This is a genomic window from Sphingomonas trueperi (genome assembly GCF_011927635.1).
Lineage (GTDB): Bacteria > Pseudomonadota > Alphaproteobacteria > Sphingomonadales > Sphingomonadaceae > Sphingomonas > Sphingomonas trueperi.
Genome location: NZ_JAATJB010000004.1, coordinates 13,793 through 35,617, shown reverse-complemented (window position 1 = coordinate 35,617; position 21,825 = coordinate 13,793). Strand labels below are relative to the sequence as shown.

Annotated in this window: 21 protein-coding genes; 3 read left to right on the top strand and 18 right to left on the bottom strand. The window is 67.9% G+C overall.

The genetic code is table 11. The features are described from left to right. Nucleotides 1–100: 100 nt before the first annotated feature. Nucleotides 101–3,688 carry an ABC transporter permease/M1 family aminopeptidase gene (locus tag GGR89_RS07965; RefSeq protein ID WP_125973636.1) on the bottom strand — a complete coding sequence of 1,196 codons (3,588 nt, stop codon included), beginning with the start codon at nt 3,686–3,688 and terminating at the stop codon, nt 101–103. An 11-nt stretch (nt 3,689–3,699) separates the two neighbouring features. Then, complete coding sequence (locus GGR89_RS07960) at nt 3,700–4,578, bottom strand: ABC transporter ATP-binding protein (protein WP_125973638.1); 879 nt, start codon at nt 4,576–4,578, stop codon at nt 3,700–3,702. A gap of 186 nt (nt 4,579–4,764) precedes the next feature. On the opposite strand from GGR89_RS07960, the gene GGR89_RS07955 reads away from it, so the two are divergent. Then, nucleotides 4,765–5,316, top strand: a complete 552-nt coding sequence (locus GGR89_RS07955) for a PRC-barrel domain-containing protein (RefSeq protein WP_125973640.1) — start codon at nt 4,765–4,767, stop codon at nt 5,314–5,316. A 456-nt stretch (nt 5,317–5,772) separates the two neighbouring features. On the opposite strand, the gene GGR89_RS22635 is transcribed toward GGR89_RS07955, so the two are convergent. From GGR89_RS22635 to GGR89_RS07925, 6 genes are all read right to left on the bottom strand, one after another. Beyond that, the gene (locus tag GGR89_RS22635; protein ID WP_277600090.1) at nt 5,773–5,895 is read right to left on the bottom strand and encodes a hypothetical protein; all 123 of its coding nucleotides are present in this window, start codon (nt 5,893–5,895) and stop codon (nt 5,773–5,775) included. After that, a complete protein-coding gene (locus GGR89_RS07945; RefSeq protein WP_125973642.1) occupies nt 5,886–6,356 on the bottom strand; it encodes a hypothetical protein in 471 nt (156 codons plus the stop codon). Before GGR89_RS07945 ends, GGR89_RS22635 begins: the two co-directional genes overlap by 10 nt. Further along, complete coding sequence (locus GGR89_RS07940) at nt 6,353–6,526, bottom strand: hypothetical protein (protein WP_164521851.1); 174 nt, start codon at nt 6,524–6,526, stop codon at nt 6,353–6,355. Before GGR89_RS07940 ends, GGR89_RS07945 begins: the two co-directional genes overlap by 4 nt. 92 nt (nt 6,527–6,618) lie before the next feature. Beyond that, nucleotides 6,619–6,921 carry an ogr/Delta-like zinc finger family protein gene (locus GGR89_RS07935; protein ID WP_125973644.1) on the bottom strand — a complete coding sequence of 101 codons (303 nt, stop codon included), beginning with the start codon at nt 6,919–6,921 and terminating at the stop codon, nt 6,619–6,621. Continuing rightward, on the bottom strand, nt 6,918–7,277 hold the full coding sequence (locus tag GGR89_RS07930; protein WP_125973646.1) for a hypothetical protein: 360 nt from the start codon (nt 7,275–7,277) through the stop codon (nt 6,918–6,920). The genes GGR89_RS07935 and GGR89_RS07930 overlap by 4 nt, the downstream gene beginning before the upstream one ends. A 127-nt stretch (nt 7,278–7,404) precedes the next feature. After that, nucleotides 7,405–7,779, bottom strand: a complete 375-nt coding sequence (locus GGR89_RS07925; RefSeq protein ID WP_277600093.1) for a transcriptional regulator — start codon at nt 7,777–7,779, stop codon at nt 7,405–7,407. 91 nt (nt 7,780–7,870) lie between these two features. Here GGR89_RS07925 and GGR89_RS07920 point away from each other — a divergent pair, with 91 nt between their 5' ends. Both GGR89_RS07920 and GGR89_RS07915 read left to right on the top strand, forming a co-directional pair. Further along, on the top strand, nt 7,871–8,278 hold the full coding sequence (locus GGR89_RS07920; protein ID WP_125973650.1) for a helix-turn-helix domain-containing protein: 408 nt from the start codon (nt 7,871–7,873) through the stop codon (nt 8,276–8,278). Between the two features lie 364 nt (nt 8,279–8,642). Then, a complete protein-coding gene (locus GGR89_RS07915) occupies nt 8,643–8,942 on the top strand; it encodes a thermonuclease family protein (protein ID WP_241213623.1) in 300 nt (99 codons plus the stop codon). A gap of 293 nt (nt 8,943–9,235) precedes the next feature. On the opposite strand, the gene GGR89_RS07910 is transcribed toward GGR89_RS07915, so the two are convergent. The 10 genes from GGR89_RS07910 to GGR89_RS07865 form a co-directional block, all read right to left on the bottom strand. Beyond that, entirely contained in the window at nt 9,236–11,200 is a 1,965-nt protein-coding gene (locus tag GGR89_RS07910; RefSeq protein ID WP_125973654.1) for a hybrid sensor histidine kinase/response regulator, read from the bottom strand. Next, the gene (locus GGR89_RS07905; RefSeq protein WP_125973656.1) at nt 11,193–11,831 is read right to left on the bottom strand and encodes a chemotaxis protein CheX; all 639 of its coding nucleotides are present in this window, start codon (nt 11,829–11,831) and stop codon (nt 11,193–11,195) included. The genes GGR89_RS07910 and GGR89_RS07905 overlap by 8 nt, the downstream gene beginning before the upstream one ends. Then, a complete protein-coding gene (locus GGR89_RS07900) occupies nt 11,828–12,211 on the bottom strand; it encodes a response regulator (RefSeq protein ID WP_125973659.1) in 384 nt (127 codons plus the stop codon). The genes GGR89_RS07905 and GGR89_RS07900 overlap by 4 nt, the downstream gene beginning before the upstream one ends. Nucleotides 12,212–12,289: 78 nt before the next feature. After that, nucleotides 12,290–12,523 (bottom strand): hypothetical protein, encoded by a 234-nt coding sequence (locus tag GGR89_RS07895; protein WP_125973661.1) that lies wholly within the window; start codon nt 12,521–12,523, stop codon nt 12,290–12,292. Continuing rightward, entirely contained in the window at nt 12,520–14,430 is a 1,911-nt protein-coding gene (locus GGR89_RS07890) for a chemotaxis protein CheA (protein WP_126002714.1), read from the bottom strand. Before GGR89_RS07890 ends, GGR89_RS07895 begins: the two co-directional genes overlap by 4 nt. Then, nucleotides 14,430–15,284: a CheR family methyltransferase gene (locus GGR89_RS07885; RefSeq protein WP_125973665.1), complete on the bottom strand. Its 855-nt coding sequence runs from the start codon at nt 15,282–15,284 to the stop codon at nt 14,430–14,432. Before GGR89_RS07885 ends, GGR89_RS07890 begins: the two co-directional genes overlap by 1 nt. Beyond that, nucleotides 15,281–16,360, bottom strand: a complete 1,080-nt coding sequence (cheB, locus tag GGR89_RS07880; protein WP_125973667.1) for a chemotaxis-specific protein-glutamate methyltransferase CheB — start codon at nt 16,358–16,360, stop codon at nt 15,281–15,283. The genes GGR89_RS07885 and cheB overlap by 4 nt, the downstream gene beginning before the upstream one ends. Beyond that, nucleotides 16,357–17,736 carry a chemotaxis protein CheW gene (locus GGR89_RS07875; RefSeq protein WP_125973669.1) on the bottom strand — a complete coding sequence of 460 codons (1,380 nt, stop codon included), beginning with the start codon at nt 17,734–17,736 and terminating at the stop codon, nt 16,357–16,359. The genes cheB and GGR89_RS07875 overlap by 4 nt, the downstream gene beginning before the upstream one ends. A gap of 5 nt (nt 17,737–17,741) precedes the next feature. After that, complete coding sequence (locus GGR89_RS07870) at nt 17,742–19,595, bottom strand: methyl-accepting chemotaxis protein (RefSeq protein ID WP_241217837.1); 1,854 nt, start codon at nt 19,593–19,595, stop codon at nt 17,742–17,744. A gap of 434 nt (nt 19,596–20,029) precedes the next feature. Continuing rightward, entirely contained in the window at nt 20,030–21,580 is a 1,551-nt protein-coding gene (locus tag GGR89_RS07865; protein ID WP_167712864.1) for a hypothetical protein, read from the bottom strand. Nucleotides 21,581–21,825: the final 245 nt, after the last annotated feature.

Sequence of the window (21,825 nt, the reverse complement as noted above, 5' to 3'; positions counted from 1 at the left end):
CTGAGACAGGTTGGTTCCCGGCAGCGTCTAGGGGCAAGGGCAGGGGGGATCAAGCGCCTCGAACAGCGCCCGATCCCGCCCATGGCGTCAAAGCGGCGCCTCAGCCGCTGGTGGTGCCGATCACATTGTCGTCGGAGTTGCGATCGATCCGCACATTGTACGGATCCGCACCTGCAAACGCCGGCTTCGCCTTGGTATGCAGCGTGATGGTCTGCACGCCGGTGCGGATCGGCAGGCGCTGGAGCAACAGCACGTCCTTGGCGGCGAAGCTGCCGCGGCCGGGCATCGCCAGGAACGCGCCGAACTCGGCGTGCTCGGCCATCGGCGCCTCGGTCTCCTTGCCCCTGCCGTCGGCGTAGAGCTTGTGCGCCTCGATCGTCAGCGTGGTGCGCCAGCGGCCGTCGGGCATCTTCTTCACCACCGCCGAGCGGGTCTTGATGTCGTACAGCGTGATGCGCTCGAACAGATCGGTGATCAGCGCATTCTCGGCCGGCGTCGCGCCGACGCGGAATTCGGCGATCAGGTCGAGGCTGCGCGGATAGGGCGGGCCCTGGAAGCGCCACCTGGCGTCATAGCGCTTGAGCGCCGCGTTGACCCGCGCCTCGCCCAGCTCGTCCTTGAGCCGGTACATGGCGAGACTGCCCTTGCGATAATGGATATAGGGCTGGTTCTCGACGCGCGCGAGCGGCAGTTCCTCGATCACCTCGCCGCCGCGGCTGCGTAGATAGCGGTCGAGCTCGTACTTGAGGAAGCGGCGGATCTGGTCGCGGCCGTAGAGGTGCTCCATCATCATCAGCGACGAATATTGCGCCAGCGTCTCGACGCCCATGGTCGCGCCCTGGTTGTCCGAGGTGACGACCTGGTGCGCCCACCATTGGTGGCCGAGCTCGTGGGCCGCGACATAGGTGACGTAATCGATCTTCTCGGGGTCCGACAGGTCGGCGATGAAGCCGATGCCTTCCGAATAGGGCATGGTGCCGGCGAACGCCTGGGCGAACTGGGCATAGTCCGGGAACTCGATGATCCGCGCCTGGCGGAACTGATAGGGCCCGAATGCCGGCTGGTAATAGTCCAGCCCGTGGCGGAAGGCGGCGAGCATCCGGTCGACATTGGCGCCGTGCTGGGCGTCGTAATAGACCGCCAGATCGATGCCGTTGTGCTGGAGATGCTTTTCCCGGTAGCGGGCCGACTGCACCGAATAGAAGTTGAGGATCGGCACCGTGGTGACGAACCGCGCGGTGCGGCGGCCACCCTGGGTGCGATCGGCCACCTTGTCGCCCGGCGCGATCGGCGTCTGGTCGGCATCGGTCGAAACGGTGATGTCGGTCTTGATCCAGTCGGTGTGGAAGGCGCTGAACCGGGTGCCGGCCAGGTCCTCGAGCTTGGGCGGGCGGAGTTCGGAGGGAAGGCTGTATTTGCGGCGCTTGGCGCGGTCCTGCAGCATGCCGGAGCGATCGATGCCCAGCACCGGCACGAATTCCGCATTGTTGACGAAGGTGCCGTTGGTGACGACGCGGGTGTCGTTGCCGCCATTGGCGAAGCCACGCTGGCGCCGCTCGGTGCGGAAGTCGAGCGTGGTCGTCCCGCCCGGCGCCAGCGGCGTAGCGAGACGGTAGATGCGGTACTGGAAGCGGGGAAAGTCCTTGGCGACGGTGCCGCCCGGGATCGTCACCGATATCAGCCTGGTCATCCGATCGCCCATGCGGACATGGATGGCATCGAGCGGCTTGCCGGTGCGATTGACCAACGTCAGCCGGCCGGCGGCGGTCAGGCCCGGTTGCTGCGGACGAATATCCACCGCGACGCGTACCGCCGCGATCGAAGGCTGGGGCACGCGCTCGAACGGCAGCAGCGTCTTTTCATATTCGGCGAGTTCGCGCTCGTCGCTGACCGGCGTCCGGTAGATGTTCCAGACATGGGTGTTGATATAGACCCACACGCCCGTCGCCACGAACACCGCCAGCGCCGCGCCGCCAAGCAGGCCTGCGCCACTCGCGAGCTTGCGCGGCAGGCGGCGGAGGCGCGGCAGCAGCCGCGTCTCGGTACCGCGCCGCCACACACCGTGGGCGAGCACCAGCAGCAGCACCGCGAAGGCCGACCAGTAGAGCCGCAGCCACCAGGCGCCGATCCAGAAGGTCCCCTGGCCGTTCATGTCGGACAGCGGCACGCGTGGGCCCTGGGCGTAGTTGTACAGCACGTCGCCGAAGCCGAGATTGCCCAGCGTCATCCGGCCGATGATGTAGACCACCATCAGTCCCCAGCCGACGAACTTGTGCGGGCTGAGCGCCTGGAGGAACACCGCCAGCACCGCGAGCAGGGCATAGTCGACCGTCTCGGGCAGCACGTACCAGAGCAGATATTTGCCCAGCTCGAAATGGCTGTAGCTATGCACCAGTTGCATGATCATGCCGCCGAGCACGCTGACGACCAGCGTCGAGAACAGCACCAGCGTCACCGCCAGCGCCTTGGGTAGCACGAACGCCCAGTCGGGGATCGCGCTCGCGTCGACGATCTCGTGCATCTTCCGGTCGCGCTCGCGCCAGACGAGTTCGCCGGCATAATAGATGGCGATGATCAGCGGGATCAGCCCGAAGGCGCCCTTGAGCAGATCGATCACGACGCGCGTCGCCGGCACCACCGGCGTGCCCACGATCTCGCCGAGATCTGTCAGCGACGCCATCGCATTGAACAGCCCGAGCGCGAGCAGCACGAAATAGGCCGGGCTCTTGAACACCTGCGCCATTTCCAGCCGGGTCCGCACGGCGAGCTGGGCCCAGGCAGTGGCGCGGTCGTGGCGCGGCATCGGCAGCGGGCCTACGGGGCGGGGGGCGTCCATGGTCTCGGATACGGCTGCCGCGGCCTTGGCCGCCTTGCGCGCCTGCTTGGACGGGCGGGTCGAGAAGCCGAACCGGGCATAGGCGAGCGCCAGTGCGGCCGCAGCGACGCCGAGGACGATCAGCCGGTTCCACAGGACCAGCCCGGCGAGCGGGATGGTGAGCGTGTTGCGATCGGCTGCGGTCCAGTATTTGGTCAGGTAGCTGGTCGCGCCGACGCCGAACGGCTCGCCATAGGCGCCGGCCAGTTCATAGGCGGGGTTGCGATCGAGCACGAGGCTGGCGACGAAGAACAGGATCAGGAAGGCGACCACGCCGACATAGGTGGCCATCATCGATCGGGTGATCGTCGCCAGCGCGAAGAACATCGCCGAGGTCAGCAGGATGTTGGGCAGCGCCAGCACCACATAGGCGGAGAGATAATAGCCGAGCTGGTTCGGCCCGAGCGTTTCGGGGTCCACCCAGGGCATGTGGCTGCCGATCCACACCGCAAACGGCACCGCGAGGAAGCCGAGCGCCGCCGCCAGGAAAGCGCCGGCGAAGCGGCCGAACAGATAGGCGCTCTTGGTGACGCGGGTGGCGCGGACGATCGGACCGAAGCCGGTTTCGTCGTCGCGGACCACCACGTTCGCGACGAATGCGGTTGCCACGAACATGTAGAACAGCGTCAGGATCTGCATCATCTGCGCGATCGCGAACGGCGCGTTCTTGTGGACGTTGCCGCCCGAGCCGATCCGGATCTGGTCCACCGTGGTCGCGCCGAAGGCGAGCAGGAAGAAGATCACGATCGCGACCCAGAAGACCGGGTTGCGGCGCTGGTAGCGCCACTCGAAGCCGAGGATGCCGGCGAACATGGCCACCTCCCTCAGGCAGCGCGACGCGAGGCGTCGAGCGTCGAGAAATACACGTCTTCCAGCCCGCCCTGCACCGGCGTGAAGCCGTCGCCCGGCACGCCGTCGGCGACGACATGGATGATCGTGCGGCCGGCGAACAGCCGGGTGGAGATCACCCGGTAGCGCTCGCGGTGAGCCTCCAGTTCGTCGCGCGCGATCGTCTTCTGCCACACCCGGCCGCGCGTCTCGTCGATCAGCGCGAGCGGCGCGCCTTCGAGCAGCACCCGCCCGCCGGCGAGCACCGCCATGCGCGGGCAGAGGTCGGCCACGTCCTCGACGATATGGGTGGAGAGGATCACCACGACAGTGTCGCCGATCTCGGCGAGCAGGTTGAGGAAGCGGTTGCGCTCCTCGGGGTCGAGCCCCGCGGTCGGCTCGTCGACGATGATCAGCTGGGGGTTGCCGATCAGCGCCTGCGCGATGCCGAAGCGCTGGCGCATGCCGCCGGAGAAGCCGGCCAGCGCCTTCTTGCGCACCGCCCAGAGGTTGACCTGGTGGAGCAGCGCCTCGACCGTCTCCTTGCGCTCGCCGCGCCTCGCAATGCCTTTCAGCACCGCCATATGGTCGAGCATGTCATAGGCCGAAACGCGCGGGTAGACGCCGAAATCCTGGGGGAGATAGCCGAGCGTCCGGCGGAGCAGCTCGGGGGTGGCGATCACGTCGAGGTCGCCGAACCGGATGCTGCCCGAGGTCGGGGTCTGCAACGTGGCGATGGTCCGCATCAGCGTCGACTTGCCGGCGCCGTTGGGGCCGAGCAGCCCGAACATGCCCGGCGGAATCGCCAGCGTCACCCCGTCCAGCGCCCGGGTGCCGTTGCCGTAGACATGCGTGAGATTGTCGATCTGCAGCATAGGATACTCCCCCGTCGGAATCACGCAGAAAAGCTAGCAGCTGTATTGCCGATGTAAAGCAGTCCTGCGCGGCATGGTTCGCCGTGCTTGGCCCTGCGGAGCCTTCGCCGCATCGCCTCGTTGAGAGCGACGCACCGGCCGCGATTTCCGCTGTCGCCGGCGCTTACCGGGAGCGAAGGAGGAACGATGGCAGACATCGCCGGCTGGCTGGCCCTTGCCGCCACGTGCATCGCCGCCCTGATGACGGCTTCCAATCTCGGCGCGCGCGTCACCGGCTGGGGCTTCGTCGTGTTCACCGTGGGCGCCGGCGCGTGGATCGTCGTCGGCATCGCCACGCACCAGACGCAGTTGCTGTGGAGCAACATCTTCCTCGGATTGGTCGACCTGTTCGGCATCTGGCGTTGGCTGGGCCGCCGCGCCCGCTTCGGCGACGCCGCCGAGGTCGAGCAGGAACGCAGCCGGGAGCGCCCCGGTGAAAACCTCTTCGCCGCCTCCGGCCTCGACGGCATGCCGGTGAAGGGCCGCGACGGCGAGGTACTTGCCTATGCGGTGGATGCCATGCTGGCGTGCGCCGGCGGCGGCCTGTCCCACCTCGTCATCCGCGAGGGGGGCGTGGGCGGCGTCGGCGAAACCCTGCGGCGACTGCCCTGGGCCGAGGTGCGCGTAAAGGACAATGCGCTGGTGAGTACGCTCGACGCCGCCGCGCTGGCGCGGCTGCCCGTGGTCGAATCGCCGTAGAGGAGTGTCCGGTGGCGAAGGGGGTGGCCGTCGACTGCATCGTCTATTATCCTGTTATACCGTTTATGTTCTGAGAGCCTTTCAGTCCGTGCCCCCGCGAATGCCCCCATTTCGCGCGCCCGATTTGAGAGCCGGCTAGGTGCCTGCCTTAGGCGTGCACGCCCGCTTCCAGGCTTCGATGTCGCTCTCCCACCATCCGACGCGCCCAAGGCCGATTCGCACCTGTTTGGGAAGGTGCCGGCCTGCATCTGGCGGTAGATGGTGGCCGGGTGCAGCGAGGTTTCGCGACGGACCTCGGTCATCTTCAGCAGGCGGCCGCTATGGGTCGTGGGTGCGGTGAAGGGCATCAGTTCCGACATGGTTCAGCTCTTTCGGATTGGGGGCGAGCAGCGGTCGCCCATGGTTGGAAATGGCGTGCAACGTGGGTGCGGCTGGCGCCCGCGCGCCTCGCGCCGATCAGCGCCGCGCCGCCTGGGCGCGGGTGAGCAGCAGGACCAGGTGGAGCGGCACGCTGCACAGCGCGGCGCAGACGAGCAGCGTGACGAGCAGCACGCGGGCGGCCCTGGCGATCAGGCGCATGTCCGGCCTCCCCGGCTGCAGGCGGAGCAGCGATCCTGCTCGACCCAGCGGCAGGCGCCGCCTTCGCCGTCCCCGCAGCGATCATGCGCCGAGCAGCCGCAGCCCCGGCAGATGCGCGGGTGGCGGTGAGGCGGCTCCTCGGCGAGCTGCCAATAGACGTCGGGATCGAACGGGAAGGCCCGCAGCAGATGCGCGATCGTGGAGCGATAGAGCGCAGTGCGGCCCGGCGTCTCCAGCCGGCGGAGAAACGCCACGGCGCGCCGGTGATCGGCGCGGCTGTCGACCAGCCGATCGGCGGCTTCCGCGATCGAGAGGCGCGCGGCAACCCGCCGGAGGCGCAGATAGTCCGAAGGGGTGAGGCGCGGTGCCTCCACCAGTTCCGGCCACAGGCTGGGTTGCAGCACCAAGGCGGCGGACACGCGGCGGCGCAACGGCGCGGGGCCGGGCAGGGGCGCGATCATTGCAGCGCCTCCCACAGCAGAACCGCCGCCCAGCCCGCGCCGATGCCGGCGAGCAGGCGCAGGCAGGCGCGATCGAGCGGGCGGAGGATCCAGCGCGTCCGCCGGCACGCCGGGCAGGCGCAGGCGCCCATCCGCAGCGGGCGGGGCGAGGGGGGAGCATAGGCTTGCATCGCGATGGCTTCCTTTCAGGCAAGCGGGGGCGTTGCCCGGCGCGCGGTTGCGCCGGGGGCGGGCATTCAGGCTGGGGTGGGGCGGCGGCCGATCAGGTGCCGACGGTGTCGGCTACCTCCGGCGGCGCTTCGTCATCATTGGCCGGCGGGCGCGGTGCATCGTCGTTGGCAGGCTCGCGCCATCGGCCGACGGGCAGGTGCACCGCCGGGTTCGGCTTCATGCCCCGCACCACCAAGCGCACGGCGACGATCTGGACGACGAAGGCACAGCCGCAATCGTCACTGTCGCACAGCAGCCGCGCCTCGCGGACGGTGGGCGTCACCTGCTCGCTCGTGCGGCACGTCACGCCCGCGCCGCATTCCGGGCAGCGGAAAAATCGACGTCGACTGGTCATAGGCTCCCCCGCATGGATGATCGCAGCTCCGCACCGCGGCGGAAGATCGAGCTGAGGCGGCGCGAGAGCGACCTGACGGCCTGGATCGACTCGTGCGTCTCGTGCATCGCGCGGAGCATGGCGGCGCGGCTGGCGTCCGACTGGCTCGCGACGAGGCTGAACGAAACGGCCTCGCCCGCTTCCCTGGCCACGTCCGCGATCTCGATCACCAGCGCGTGCGGGCAGGCGGCAAGTTCGACGGTCGCCGGATCGACCATGCGGGCATAGCATTCGAGCAGCGGCATCGAAGCGCCGCCCGCGGCGACATAGGCGCGGTCGAGCGCGGCGGCCTGCGCCAGGGTAGGCGTGGTCGCCATATCGGATCAGACCATTTGTAGATCGTCCGATCGCCCACGCCGGCGGCGCGCGCGGCATGGCGAACGCCCAGATGCTCGGCGATCTGCGTAACGGCGGCAGACCAGGTGCCGGGGATGCGCTGCTTCGTCATGCGCGCACCTGCGCCGACAAGGAGGAGATGGGGCTCCGGTCGGCCAGAGCCGCCGGAGCCTCCGCCGCAGTGCGACCCGCGGGGTTATCGGAGAAGTGGTAGGCGTTCGATGCCAGACTTGGATCGCACGCGACGCGAAGCAAGGGGCGGGGTACATCAAGGCCTTCCGGATATATGTCCGGTCGCAGCAAGGTGCGGGAAACTCCTGTCAGTTCCTCGACTCGAAGGACGTGTTCCGCGGGAAGGGGTCGATTGTACTTGAGCCAGTGGTTCACAGTTGATTGCCGTCGACCAATCATGCGCCCGAAGGACGACTGCGAACCCGCCACTCGAACTGCTCTGGCCAGCGGTGTGTCCAAGGAAAGCTCCATGCTCATGTCGCTCGCCTAACGGAGCTCCGGTAGTTGAGGCAACCGTAGGTCTGTTGTGGCGCGCTAACGGCAAGCCGTTAGGAATTGCCCAATGAATATAGGCGAGCGCATCGATAACCGGCTAAAGGCCATTGGCATTTCGCAGGCTGAGCTAGCGCGACGTGTGGGCGTGCGGCAAAGCACGATCAACGGCCTCATCCGGGGGGAGTCGCGCGGGTCGAAGCATCTTCACGTAATCGCGAGGATCCTACGCACGTCCCCGGCCTACCTGACTGGTGAGACGGAAGACCCCGCGCCCGATGCTCCTATCCTGGAGCCGGAGCGGCCGGTGCAGTTCGTCACCCTGCAGGTCGCCCTGCCTAGTGAGGAAGCGCTGGCAACCATGTTCCGGGCCATGCTTCGAATCGTGCCTGAGGACGCAACGGAGGACGAGCGCGCTCAAATTCTCGCTCGGCGTTTGCCAGCTGCGCTTTCGCAGCTTCGAGATCTCGCGCCTTAACCCGGTGCGGGTGCAATGCCCGCTCGCGGTGCAGCTGCTCCAGTTCCCGCCACAAATCGTCCCGCAGCGCCGCGAAGACCGCGCAGGTTGCCTCGCATTCCTCGCACCCATGCTCGCACCCCGGCGTCAGCCGCAGCACCGGCTTACACATCACCGTCGACCCTTCGTGAAACGTTCTTGTTCCGTTCCGATATCCGGCGCGCGGATGTGTAGGAAACCCCAAAAATATGCATCGTGACGAAGGGGTTGCGGTAACGCTTTCAGATCCTGGCCCGGTCCCCGCTGGGACAGCGCCGCGATCCGGTTTAGCCGGCGCTCATGGTCGTGCTTATGCTTCTCCGCAGCCTCTCTGTGCATCGCCAATGTGCATGACGGCGACACCATCCGAAGTTGCGACGGCGAGCGCATCCGAATCGCGAACATCGACGCGCCGGAAATGCGCGGCAGCCCCAAGTGCCGCGATCGCCGGCGCCGTGGCTGGTGCGACTATGCCCTGGCCACGCGGAGCCGCGACGCACTGGCGAGATTCCTAGAGGAAGGACGCGTGACGCTACGGCGCCAGGGCGAGGACCGTTATGGCCGCACGCTTGCGACGCTCGCGGTCAATGGGCGCGATGCGGGGCAGTACCTGGTTGACCGACGCCTTGCCCGCCCGTGGCGCTGACGCGCGGCGGGGCGGGATGTGGGACTTTGCTGCCATTCAAGGGGATGTTTGGGAACGACGGGTTTCGGAAGAAGCAATCTTTCCTCCGTCTCACCAGTCTGTATCTGCACAGCGCGGCGGACCAAAAACCATACGTGGCTCATTTTTGAGAAAGCCGTATAGGTGGGCAGCGCATCTGACCGGGCGCGGCCTGCAGGGTGATTTGCAGTGTCGCATTAGGAGGTGCTGGTGCTGAGCTCTCGGGCGATAAATACCGTACTTTGAATCTTTCCTACTGATCCTGTTCCTCCGCATCAATGTCCGCGGTCGAGCAGTTCCCGCACCTTGGCGGCCAGCGTGGCATAGGTGAAAGGCTTGGAGAGAAGATCGACATCGGGGTCGAGCCGGTCGTCCCGCATGATGGCATCGCGCGTATAGCCCGACGTGAACAGCACGCGCAGCTCCGGATGCAGCGCCCTCGCACGGCTGGCCAGTTCGGGACCGGACATGCGCGGCATCACCACGTCGGTCAGCAGCAGCGTCGCGCCGACGTCGTGGCCGCCGAGCAACCGCAGCGCGCCATCGCCGTCCTGCGCCTCGACCACCTGATAGCCCAGTTCGCGCAGGATGCCGACCGTGTAGGCGCGGACGTCGTCGTCATCCTCGACCACTAGGATGGTCTCGTCGGCGTTGCCCATCCGCGCTGAGGGGCGTCGCTCCTCGGCCTCCAGGAGGACGTCCTGCTGCTTGCGGGCCAGATAGAGCCGTACGGCCGTGCCGTGACCCTCGGTGGAGTCGATGGTGATGTGGCCGCCGGACTGCTTCACGAAGCCATAGACCATCGACAGACCCAGCCCGGTACCCTTGCCGACTTCCTTGGTGGTGAAGAACGGGTCGAAGACCTTGGCGACCGTCTCTGGCGACATGCCCGTGCCGCTGTCGATCACCGAGACGACGACATAGGCGCCCGGCAGGCATCCGCCGGGAAGTGCATCTCGCACCTCGACGTTGCGGGCCTCGATGGTCAGGCCGCCACCACTGGGCATCGCATCGCGCGCGTTCACCGCCAGATTGAGGACCGCGTTTTCCAATTGATGCGGATCGACCTCGACCTTCCAAAGCTCCGCGTCGGTGTCGATCCGGATCGCGATCGTCTCGGTGATCGAGCGGGTGAGCAGGTCCGACATGCCGGTCAGCACGCGCGCGATGTCGATCGTCTTGGGCTCGAGGGGTTGGCGACGCGAAAACGCAAGCAGTCGCTGGGTGAGCGAAGCCGCGCGCTCCGCCCCCTTCAGCGCATTTTCCAGCGAACGCCGCATCCTTGGATCGTGGTCCATGTCCATCCGGCGGACGACCGTGTCGATATTGCCGATGATGACGGTCAGCAGGTTGTTGAAGTCGTGCGCGATGCCGCCGGTCAGCTGGCCGACGGCCTCCATCTTCTGGGCCTGGCGCAGCGCTTCCTCGGCCTCCCGCCGCTCGGCGACTTCCTGCTGGACGCGCATCTCCAGCGTATCCGCCAGCTCGCGCAGCTTGGCTTCCTGCTCCTTGGCCGCGGTGACGTCATAGATCACGCCGATCAGGCGATAGCCGGATCCTTCGCGGACGACCTCGCCGCGGCGCGCGATCCAGCGATGGCTGCCATCGTCATTGCGGACGATGCGGAACACCGCCTCCAGCGTATCCCCGATCGCATCGCTGCCGGGTTGCGGCAGCAGCAGCGGCTCGCCATCGCACAGCACACTGTTGATCGTCCGCACCGGCAGCACCGCGGCGGGATGCAGGCCGAGCAGCTGGCAGAACTCGCTGGATACGGTGGCGGTGGCGAAGCCGTCACTGTATTCGAACGTGCCGACGCCGCCCGCCGACTGGGCGATGCGCAACCGCTCCTCGGTCCGCTTGCGTTCAGTGACGTCGATGAGCAAGCCAGTGAAGCGCACCGGCGCGTCATTCTCGTCCAGATGCGCCTGGCCGCGCCCGTGCATCCACAGGGTCGAGCCGTCCGGCGCAAGTACGCGGAATTCCTTGGAGAAACGCTCGGCCCCGGCGAGCATGCCGGCCACGGCGATGCGAATCCGCGGTCGATCCGCCGGATGGATCGCGGCGAAGAAGGTCGCCGTCGGCAGGTCCCTCGTGGCGGCTTCGGGTTCCAGCCCGTACAGCTCCGCAAAGCGCGAATCGATGCGCAGGGCGTCGGCCGCAATGTTCCAGTCCCAGCTGCCGCTCGCACCGGCGGCGGCGAGGATCGACCGAACCTGCTCGGCGCCTGCCTCAGCCATCGTCCCCAACCACCCGGGCGATGAACTCGTCGAGCAGTTCCTTCAGCTTTTCGAGCGAGGGGATGTCCATGATCATCGCGATATAGCCGCGGATGTCGCGCTTGCGCACGGCGAAGTCGATATAGAGGAACAGCACCAGCCCGTCCTCGTCACCGGCATCGTCGATCTCGAACAGCGCCGCACTGTTGCCGTGCAGTACCTCGGGAATGGTCATCGCCAGCGAGCGCTTGAGCATGTTGGCGATCGTGGCGAGGCAGGAATTGAGGATGACGTTGCCGGTTTCGGTCAGCGCCTCGCGCTCCATCTCGGCCAGGTCTTCGGCGGACAGGCTTTCGCCGGTTACGGCTCGGACCAGCTCCAGGCTGTTGCTCTCGGGGAAAATAAGCAGCGCACGGCCGGCAAAGGCACCGTCGAAATCTTGCCGCACGGCGACCAGTTCGGCCGCCTCGCGTTCGCTGATCAGCCGGGCCGCGCGGCGCTGGCTGACGATGTCGATCGCGGGCACCGACAGCGTCACCTGGTCGCCGATCATCTTGCGCAGGCTGGAGGCGGCGCGCCCTACGCCGATATTGACGATCTCGGTCAGCGCATCGCGCTCGAGTTCGCCGAGCGTCACGCTGTCGCGGATCACGCCTTCGCCGATCGCAGGCGGAGCGCGGCGCCCGAGAGAAACGCTTCCAGGCTGTCCGCGCTGACCGGCTTGGGAACGAAGGCGGCCCCGATCGCACGGGCGCGGGCGATGATCTCGTCCTGAATGTTGGCGGTGATGATGGCGATGGGCATGTCCGGGCGCAAAGCGCGGAGCTCGCCGGCAAGTTCCAGCCCGTCCTTTTCGGCCATGTTGAAATCGATCAGGCAGACGTCCACCGGCTGGGCGGCGACCACCTCATGTGCCTGCGCTGCGCTGCCCGCCTCGGCCTTTTGCCACTCCGGCTGTAGCTCGGCGAGCGCCTTGCCGGCGACGATGCGCGCAAGCTTGCTGTCATCGACGATAAGGACGGTAACCGGCATTCGGGACTCCAGATCAAGGCCTTTGCAGCGCGAAGTGGTTCGGCTCCGCAACGGTCCTAGCGGCGAATCGTCCCGATGTCATTGCAACAGATTAAGCAGGTATCGTGCCAGAAAGTCACTGCTTGGCACACCGCACACCGGCGGCCGCGCGGCAAGCAGCACCTGCGCCACCGCAAGATGCAGCCGCTGCGCCGCGCCAAGATCGACCGTCCGGTCGGGCGCTTCCTGCAACGCCACCAGCAACGTGTCCGCATCCTCGGCAGGGCATCGGCCCACCAGATAGATGGCATCGGCGTCGACCCGGACCGTCATGCGACCAGCGCCGGCAGATCGAGAACGAGCAGCACCCCGCCATCCCCGAGCAGAGTTGCGCCGCCGATGCCCGACACGCCCGCGAGCAGTCCGCTCGGCGGCCGCACCACCGCATCGATGCGATCCGCGAAATCGTCGACCCGCAGCGCGACCCGTTCGCCCTCGGCGCTGGTGACGAGCAGCTTGGCATGGGCGCCGGGCAGCTCGGTGCCTCCCAACAGGCGGGCGAGGCTGAGCACCGGCACGGTGCGGCCGCGCAGGACGCAGGCGGTCCCCTCGCCGACCGGCAGCAGCGCCGATTGCTCGACGCGGACCGTCTCCACCACGTGCTCGAGCGCCACCCCGTAGCGATCCCCGGCCGCCTCTACGACGAGCAGCCGGGTGGTGAGGGCGTTGGCCGGGAAACGCAGCAGGAAGCGCGTTCCGCGACCAGGCGTGCTGTCGATCGCGATCGTGCCGCGCAATTTCTCCACCGCCGCCTGGACCGCATCCATGCCTACCCCGCGCCCGGAGACGCCGGTGACTGTCTCCGCCGTTGAAAAGCCGGGCGCGAAGATCAGGCGGAGCGCGGCGGCGTCGGTCAGCTGGTCGGCGGCTTCGACGTCCAGCAGACCTCGCGCCTGGGCGGTAGCGCGGATCCGCGCCGGGTCGATCCCGCCGCCGTCATCGGCCAGGGTGATCGCCACCGCATCGCCCTCCCGGCTCGCGGTGAGCGTGACCCGCCCCTCGACAGGCTTGCCGGCGGCGGCGCGCGTTGCCGCATCCTCGATGCCGTGGTCGATGGCGTTGCGCAGCAAGTGCAGCAGCGGCTCGGACAGCCCTTCCGCGATCTGCTTGTCGACCTCCAGCCCGTCGCCCACCATGGCGAAGGCGATCGGCTTGCCGAGGGTCGCGGCGATCTCGCGGGCGAGGCGCGGCAGGCGGCGGAGCGTCGGCGCGAGCGGCACCAGCCGTACCGCCGCGACGCTACGCTGCAGGTTGGCTGCGCTGCGTTCGATGCCCGCCTGCGCGGTGCGAACGGCAGCGGCCAGCGTACGGTCCTGGGCCTCGATGCGGGCGGCGAGCGGCGCAAGGGCATTGACCGCCACCAGCAGCTCGCCGAGGCCGTCGGCCAGCGCATCGATGCGCGCGGCGTCGATGCGCAGCGTGGTCGCGGGGCCTGCTTCGGCGGGCGCGTCGGGGGTGGGCGCCGGGGCGGCCGCCTCGAAGCGATGCAGCGCGATCTGGTCCGGCATCATCCGGAAGGCGGCGCGCACCACCTCCGGCGAGGCTGTGCTCAGCCCTTCGAGGATCGAGATGCAGCGGAACGGCTCGATCGCGTCGAGCGCGGGCCAGCGACCTTCGGCCGGACGGATATCGAGCCGGAGCAGGTCTGGGATCGTGGCGACGATCGCCAGCGGATCTTCGCCGCGGAAGAAGCAATCGGGATCGGGCGTGTAGCGGAACGCCACCACGGGGCCCTCGGCGCCGTCGGCCAGCTGCCGGGCCCAGTCGGGGGTGGCAGCGGAGGACGATACGGGTGCAGCGGCCTCCCGCCCAGGCAGGCCCGTGATCAACGCCGCCGCGACACCGTCTGCATCCTCGCCGAGCGCGCCCCGCAGCTCCACATCGTCTATCCAGCGGTCGACGCCGTCCAGGCACGCGACCAGCGCGCCCGTCGCCGCGCCGTCGAGCGCCATGCCACCCTTGCGGGCGCGTTCGAGCACGTCCTCGGCGGCGTGGAGCGTGCGTTCCGCCGCCGCCATCGGGAAGATCGCGACCGAGCCCTTCAGCGTATGGATCGCGCGGAAGGCGTCGTCGATCGCGGCAGCGTTGCCGGGATCGCGCGCCAGCACATCGAACGCCGCCGCCGCCTGGGCGACCAGGTCTCGCCCCTCGACCAGAAATTGCGCCAGCAGCTCGTCCATCACGGCTTACGATAGACGATTGCGTCTTCAAGGCGAGCCATTGTGAACCGGTCCGTGATCCGCGCCATGGATTCGCTGTGCCCGAGGCAGACGAAGCCGCCGCTGTTGAGGCTCTCGAACAGGTTGGAGGCGGCGAGCTGCCGCGAGTCATCGTCGAAATAGATCAGCAGGTTGCGGCACAGGATCACGTCGAACCGGCCGAGCCCGGTGAGCGTCGCGCGATCGACGATGTTGGCGGGGGTGAAGCGCACCGATTCGCGCAGATCGTCGATGATCTTGCGGCGATGGCCGCGCTCGGGCTCGAAGTAGCGCTCGACCACGTCCGCCGGCAGCCTGGCCAGCGCGCGCGCCGCGTAGCGCCCCGCCTGCGCCTGGGCGAGCGCGGCGGTATCGAGGTCCGATCCGACGATCTCGATATGATAGGCATCGACCAGCGGCCAGTTTTCGAGCAGCCAGATCGCGATCGAATAGGCTTCCTCGCCCGTCGAGCAGGGCATCGACCAGATCCGGATCAGGTCGCCGGGGCGCCGCGTGCGGATCAGCTCGGGCAGGATCTGTCGGGCGAGCGCGGCGAACTGGTGTTCCTCGCGGTAGAAATAGGTCTCGTTGATCGTGAAGGCGTTGATCAGCGCCTCGCGCTCGGCCGGGTTGGTGCCGACGAAATCGAGATAGCGCGCCGCCTCGGCCATGCCGCTCCGCGCCATCCGCGCGCCGATCCGTCGCTCGATATAATAGCGCTTATTGGCGCCGAAGATCATGCCGGTCCAGCGATAGAGCAGCGCCCCCACCCGCGCGACCTCGTCGTCGGAAAGCGCCGCCGGGGGTGCGCTGGCAATGGTGCTCTCCCGCGTCACCGTGCGAAGCAGGCGAGCAGTTCGGCCGCGAGCCGATCGAGCGGTGCCACGATCGTGGCACCACCGGCGGCGACCAGCGCCCCCGGCATGCCCCAGATCACCGCGCTATCGGCAGATTCGGCAAGCGTCATGCCGCCCAGCGCCTTCAATTCCGTCATGGCGCCGGCTCCGTCATTACCCATACCGGTCATCAACACGCCAACCAGCCGCTCGGGTGCGACGCTCTTCATCGCGCTCGCCACAAGGCGATCGACGCTGGGATGCCAGAAATGCTCGCCGCTGCTCGGCGTGGCGGCAGCGGCGAGCGCGCCCGCGCGGCGGGTGACGACCAGATCGGCATCGCCGCGACCGATATAGACGTTGCCGGGCGCAAGCACCGTCGTGCCCGTCACCTCCTGGACGCTCAGCGCACACAGCTTGTCGAGCCGCCGCGCGAGCGGGCCGGTGAAGCTCGCCGGCATGTGCTGCGCGACGAGGATCGGCCAGGGGAAATCCTCGGGCAGATTGCCGAGCAGTGCATCGAGCGCCGGCGGCCCCCCGGTCGAGCAGCCGACCAGCACCAGCCCCTCGGGCGGCAGCGGCGCGGCGAGCGGCGCGGTGCGACGCGACGCGGCGGGCTTGGGTTCGGCGGCACCCGCTGCCCGTGCCCGAACGCGCTCGCGCAGCCGCGTCGTCCGCGAGATCCGCGCGCCCGCTGCGCTACGGACCTTTTCGACCAGCGCCGGGACGACGGAATCGATCTCCAGCGACAGCGCGCCTCGCGGCTTGGCGATGAAGTCCACCGCACCGAGTTCGATCGCCTCCAGCGTCTCGTCCGCCCCTTCCGCGGTGAGCGCCGAGACCATCACCACCGGGCACGGCCGCGTCACCATGATTTGGTCGAGGCAGGCCAGGCCGTCCATGCCGGGCATGTGAATGTCGAGCGTGATCACGTCGGGCGCGACCTCGTCGAGCAGGTCGAGCGCCTCGGCGCCGCTCCGCGCGACCGCCACCTCGAACCCGCCGGCCTCGGTGAAGATGTCGACCAGCAGGCGCCGCATCAGCGGGGAATCGTCGACGACGAGCAGCTTGATCACGATGCGGCGGCCATGCCCCGCAGCAGATCCTGTTCGGCGCGGTCGAGCAGCTCGCGCGGCGAGACGATCAGCACGATCCGGTCTTGATCGGGCAGATTGGCGACCCGTTCGAACACGCGCGTCTCCGCGCCGCCCAGGTCGGGCGCCGGGCCCACCGCCTCGGCGGCGATGCGCAGGACCTCGGAGGCGGAATCGACCACGAAGCCCGCCTGCAACTCGCCGATGCGGACCACCACCACGCGCCGCTTGCCGCCCGCGGCCATGGCCGCACCGAAGCGCTCGGCCTGGTCGATTACCGGCACCACCGCGCCGCGCAAGTTCATCACCCCCTGCACGAAGGCGGGCGCCTTGGGCAGGCGGGTGAGCTTGCGCGGCAGCGGAGCGACTTCCTCCACCGCAGCAATCGGCAGCGCGAAGTCGCTGTCGCCGATCCGGAACAGGAGGAACTGCTCGCTCGTCGCGTCCATGGCGCTTTCCTCGATCTCGTTCGCGGTGCTCGCTTGGGCAAGCCGCGCGGTGATGTCCTCGCGCAGCAGATGCTCGGCGGCGAGCAGCGACACCAACCGCCGCCCCGCGTCCAGCCGGCAGATCGCCTGGATCCGCGCCTCGGCGCTCCCCCGGGTGAGCACCTGCGGAATCGCGTCGATCGCGGTTTCTGGCACGCGCTCCACCCCGCGGATCACATCGACTACCAGGCCCACGCGGTGCTGCCCGATCCGCGCGATCACGACGCGGGTGCGCGCGGTCGCTGCCGCCGCCGGCATGGCGAGCAGCGCGCGGAGGGAGAGCAGCGGCAGCAGCGCGCCGCGCACGGTGGCGCTGCCGACGACCACCGCGTCGGCGTGCGGCATTGCCGCGATCGTTTCGGGCAGCCGTAGCACGCTCTCGACGGCGCCCAGCGGCAGCGCGAATTCCTGACTGCCGAGCGCGAAGACGACGAGCGGCAGCACCGCATGGTCCGCGGCGTCGGCCACCGTTTCCTCCGCTACGACGCGGCCGACGGCCCGGCGGTTGCCATCCGTGGCCAGGCTCGCCGCGATCAGCGCGGGCAGGTCGAGCATGCGGGCGCCGCTATCGCCGTCCTCTGCCAGCGTATCGACGGCGTCCACCGCGAGCCCGAACAGCGCGCCGTCGTCGACGATCACGACCCGCCGCTCGATGCCGACCGTGCGATCGACCAGATCGGCCAGCGACAACACCGGCACCACCGCCCCGCGGATATTGGCCAGCCCGAGCAGCGCCCTGGGCGCATGCGGCACCCGCGTCAGCCGCGGGATGCGGGCGACCTCGCGGACGATCGGCGCGGGCACGGCAAGCCGCTCGCCGCCGGCTTGCAGCTTCAGCACCCGCAGCCCCGCCGCGCCCTCGCTGCCCATCGCGTTCAGGCCGCCTGCGCGGCGATTGCGGTCGCGATCTGAGCGATTTCCTCGATCGCGGCGGCCAGCAACTCGGCCCCCTGCGCCTGCTGGCGCGCGGCGGCGCCGGCCTCGCGCGCGGCACCGTTCGCCAGATCCGCCGCTTCGGCGATCTGGGTGGTGCCGCTGCGGATCTCGCGCACGGAGCGCAGGATGTCCTGCGTTCCCGCGAGGATCGCATCGTTCGCGCCGCGCGCCGCCTGCAGGTCCTCGATCATCGAGCGGAAGCGCTCGACGAACGCACGGTTGCGCCCGATTTCCACTTCGGCCGCGCCGATCACCTGTTCGAGGTCGCGGCGCACCGTCGCGATCTGCTCCTGCATCGTGCGCACGATGTCCGCCGCGCGATCGGCGCGCGTCGCCGAATCCTGCGCGAGCTTGCGGATGTCGCCCGCCACCAGGGTGAAGCCGCGCCCGGCCTCGCCCGCGCGCGTCGCCTCCACCGAGCCGCTCACCGCGAGCATGTTGGTCTGCACCGAGATCAGCGCGAGCTTGCCGATGATCTTGTCGATGCCGCGCGCCGTATCCGCCAGCGCGGCCAGTAGATCGAGCACGGCGCGAAGCTCCGCCAGACCATGCTCGACGCCGCCCGCCACCCGTTCGATCGCCGCGCCGCTTATCACGACGCCCTCGACGATGGCGCCGATCCGCTCGGCGGCCGCGGAGGCGCGCGCCTGCAGCACCTCGGCCAACCCCTCGATCTGGCCCATCGCCGTATCGGCCTGCATGGTCGCGGACGCCTGGACCTGGGTGCCGCGCGCGATCTGTTCGAGCGCGACCAGGATCTCGCCCGAGGCACCCGAAAGCTCCTGCACCGTTGCCGACAGTTCCTCGGCCGCAGCGGCGATCTGCTCGACCGCGCCCTGGTTCGCGCCGTCGCCCTCCAGCGCCTGGATCAGATCGCCCAGCATCTCGGCGGTGCGCTGGCTTTCCTCCAGCGACGTGCCCTGCTGCTCGACCGCCTGCTGCGCCTGCGCGATGGCCGCCGATTGCTCCTCGGCGGCGCTTGCGACCTGCTCGGCGCCTTGCTCGGCTTCCGCGGCGGCGGCCTCGGCCTCCGCCGAGGCTTGGACGATCGCCGCCGTGCCCGCACCCAGCGCCGCCAGCTCCTCGCGCGCCTCTTTGAGCTGCACGACGACAGCGCGGCCCGACTGCGCCTCCCGCGTGGCCAGTTCGGAAGCCGCGCGCACCTGCTGCACCACCCGGTTCACCTCGCCGACGACGCTCGCCGCCAGCTGCTGGATCTCGCCCGCGCCGGCTTCGGAGCTTTCGGACAGTGCGCGAATCTCGTCCGCCACCACCGCGAAGCCGCTGCCGGCATCGCCGGCCCGCGCTGCCTCGATCGTCGCGTTGAGCGCAAGGAGGCTGGTCTCGTCGGCGACATCGGCGACGCTGACGCCGACCGTGCCGATCTCCCCGGCTACCTGCTCCAGCGCGTCGATCACGGCGACGGTCGCAAGCTGGCGCTGGGCGTTGAGCTCGATCGCGACGACCGACATCTCGATCTGCACGCCGACCTCGGCAAAGGCGTTCTGGACGATCTCGATCTGGCGGCGCGCATCCTCGGCCCGCGTGCTCGCGTCCCTGAAATTGGCGTTGAGCGAGGCGATGAGGCCCTGCGATTCCTGCGCTGCGCCGGCGGCTTCTTCGGCGCCGCTCGCGATATGGTCCATCGCCCGCTGCAACTCGCTCGCTGCGGCGGAGGCCTCGGCGATGCCGCTGGCCAGTTCCTGAACGGATTGGTCGATCCCCTCGATGGCATTGGCGGGGCGGCGCGTCCGGCGGGTGACCCGCGCCTGCGGCAGGGGCGCCGATGCCACCTTGGCCTCTGCCGCCGTGGATTCTTCCCTGTCGCGTTTTGCGCGAGCACCAAGGGTCGATTTCTTCACCAGCGCCATCAGAACTCCAGGGATATTGGGCTTTCAGCCTGCTTAGAGCACAGCGGACGACGGCGCCAGCATCCGCATAGCGGCGGGCACCTGCCGTTAAGCGATGCGGGGACCGACTGCGTTTGTGGCAGCGTGCTACCGCCAGTTCGAGGACTTTGGCGGAGAATCATCAAGCGTTTCTGACGATCCCGTCCGGACCAAACTAGGCCATCCCTTTGACGGGTGAGGGGCGTTCTTACCAGCGCCATCGGCTGCTTTCGGCAGTATCGGACGTTCAATCGTTCGAAAGGCTGACCGATTGTGGTCGACTGCGGACTGCAGCTCGCCCGCCACCTGCTGAAGATTTTGAATTCCCCCCAGCGTGCTCACACGCGCAGCGTGCCGACGAACCGATCTATCCGAACTCGGTCTAGACGCTTCTTACACAATCCATTTCCCAGACGATCAAGGCGCTCTGCGATAGGTTCGCCCCAGCTGTGATTCGAGAGTACCCCTTTGGCCTTCTCGATCACCGTGCAGAAGTTTCCAACGGCTAGACTCACTGCAGCCACTCCCGTCGGAGTATCGGATCCGGTGGCTACGGTCGCAACCGCCGCAGCCATGCCTGCGGCCGCCAAGACCGTTGCTGGAATCTGACAACCATCTTTTGCGCCGATAGCGACCATGTCGCGAAAAAGAGCGATTTCCTCCTCTACATCGAGTGGGCGCGGGGCGCGGCGGCGGCGCTTGGCGATGCGTTCGACCACTTGGTTCATTTCGTCTAAGACTTCGCCTCGGTTCGCCAATATCGCGACTCGATTATGGTCGACGCGATTGAGGAACTGGCCAAATTCATCGTCGTCGGGGTAGCGCGAAACAGGTGCCTTGCCGACATGCTGAGGCGTTTGTCCTGGTCTTGGGTCCATGCCGGCTTGCTGCCGGAACATCCATGTGGCCAGTCCTACGCGTCCTCCCTCGGCCGCGGCACCGAGCGCATGGGTGAAAACGTTTTTATCGATCAGCGTCTTGGATGCATGGTCTACCTCACGCGCGAGCATGGCATAGTCGCCGCCCAGGGCACCTGTGAGTGGTGCGCTCAGGAGATGATGGTGCAGGTAGAGCCGCGACATCCGGTCCTTCAACTGCCCGCCGACCTTCATAACCTCTAGCACGCCATCGCCGCCGCCCTGGAGCCAGTCGTCTAGGATAGGATCATCAAGCAGAGGGCCACCGTGCCTTGCGGCCAAGTCGCGAACGGCGAGGTAATAGGCTATCCTGCCCTCGAATTGGTTCGGCACCGGCCATTGGGCGTCGCGGGTGACCTCGTATCCTGCCTCCGATCTTTCCGCGAGCAACGCGGAGTGCAGCTTGCGATACCCCTGGCCGGCCCAAGCTGCCCGCGCTGACAGTTCCGACCAATTCACTCCCATCAGGCGGAAGGCGGCCGCTCGTACGTGCTGCAGCCGGTAGAAGCGCTCCGGATGATGCTCTACCTCCGCCAGCACGCAGCCGACGAGCTGAGAGACGCCGCCGGTGACATAGCGCGATAGATCGTCGGCGCGCAGGTTGACGAGCACCGGGCCTGGTCGGTCATGACCCCTGTGACGAATAAGTCGGGCGAACTGCTGGGGTGAACAGCCATATTTGCGTTGGAACGCGTGGAGGTCAGCCGTGCGATCATCCAAGTCGACAATCACCGTGGGCGATGTGCTCAACCAGAGGTGCGGTGGGTTATCCTCGATCCAGGAAACCCATTGTCGCTGCCTGTCGCGCAGGTATCCAATTTCGCCGGTAGCGAGAGCGGCGAAGATGCGTTCGCGGTGGTCGGGTTTCGCCAAAACCCGGCTGCGAAGATCGTCGTCTTCGTTGAGCCTGCTCTCGACGCGATCCGCCCTCGCGCGTGAGTGGTCGTCTACGCGCGCGACCCATCGCTCCAATTCCGCTCTCGAGTAGTACATTTCGCCCCCCTGCGAAATCATATCATGCCCAGCGAGTCGCTCGCCGTTGGACGTTGTTCCAGTATCGAAACGAAGCAACTACGATGAGAGGTACAGGTCAATAGATTGTGTTTCTCGCGCTACCGCGTTTCAGGACTGTCGGCGATTGTTCCCACCGCATCATACAAACGGCGTTCCTCCTGAAAGCTCCAGCTTCACCGCGGTGGTAAAGCCGCCGCTATCGT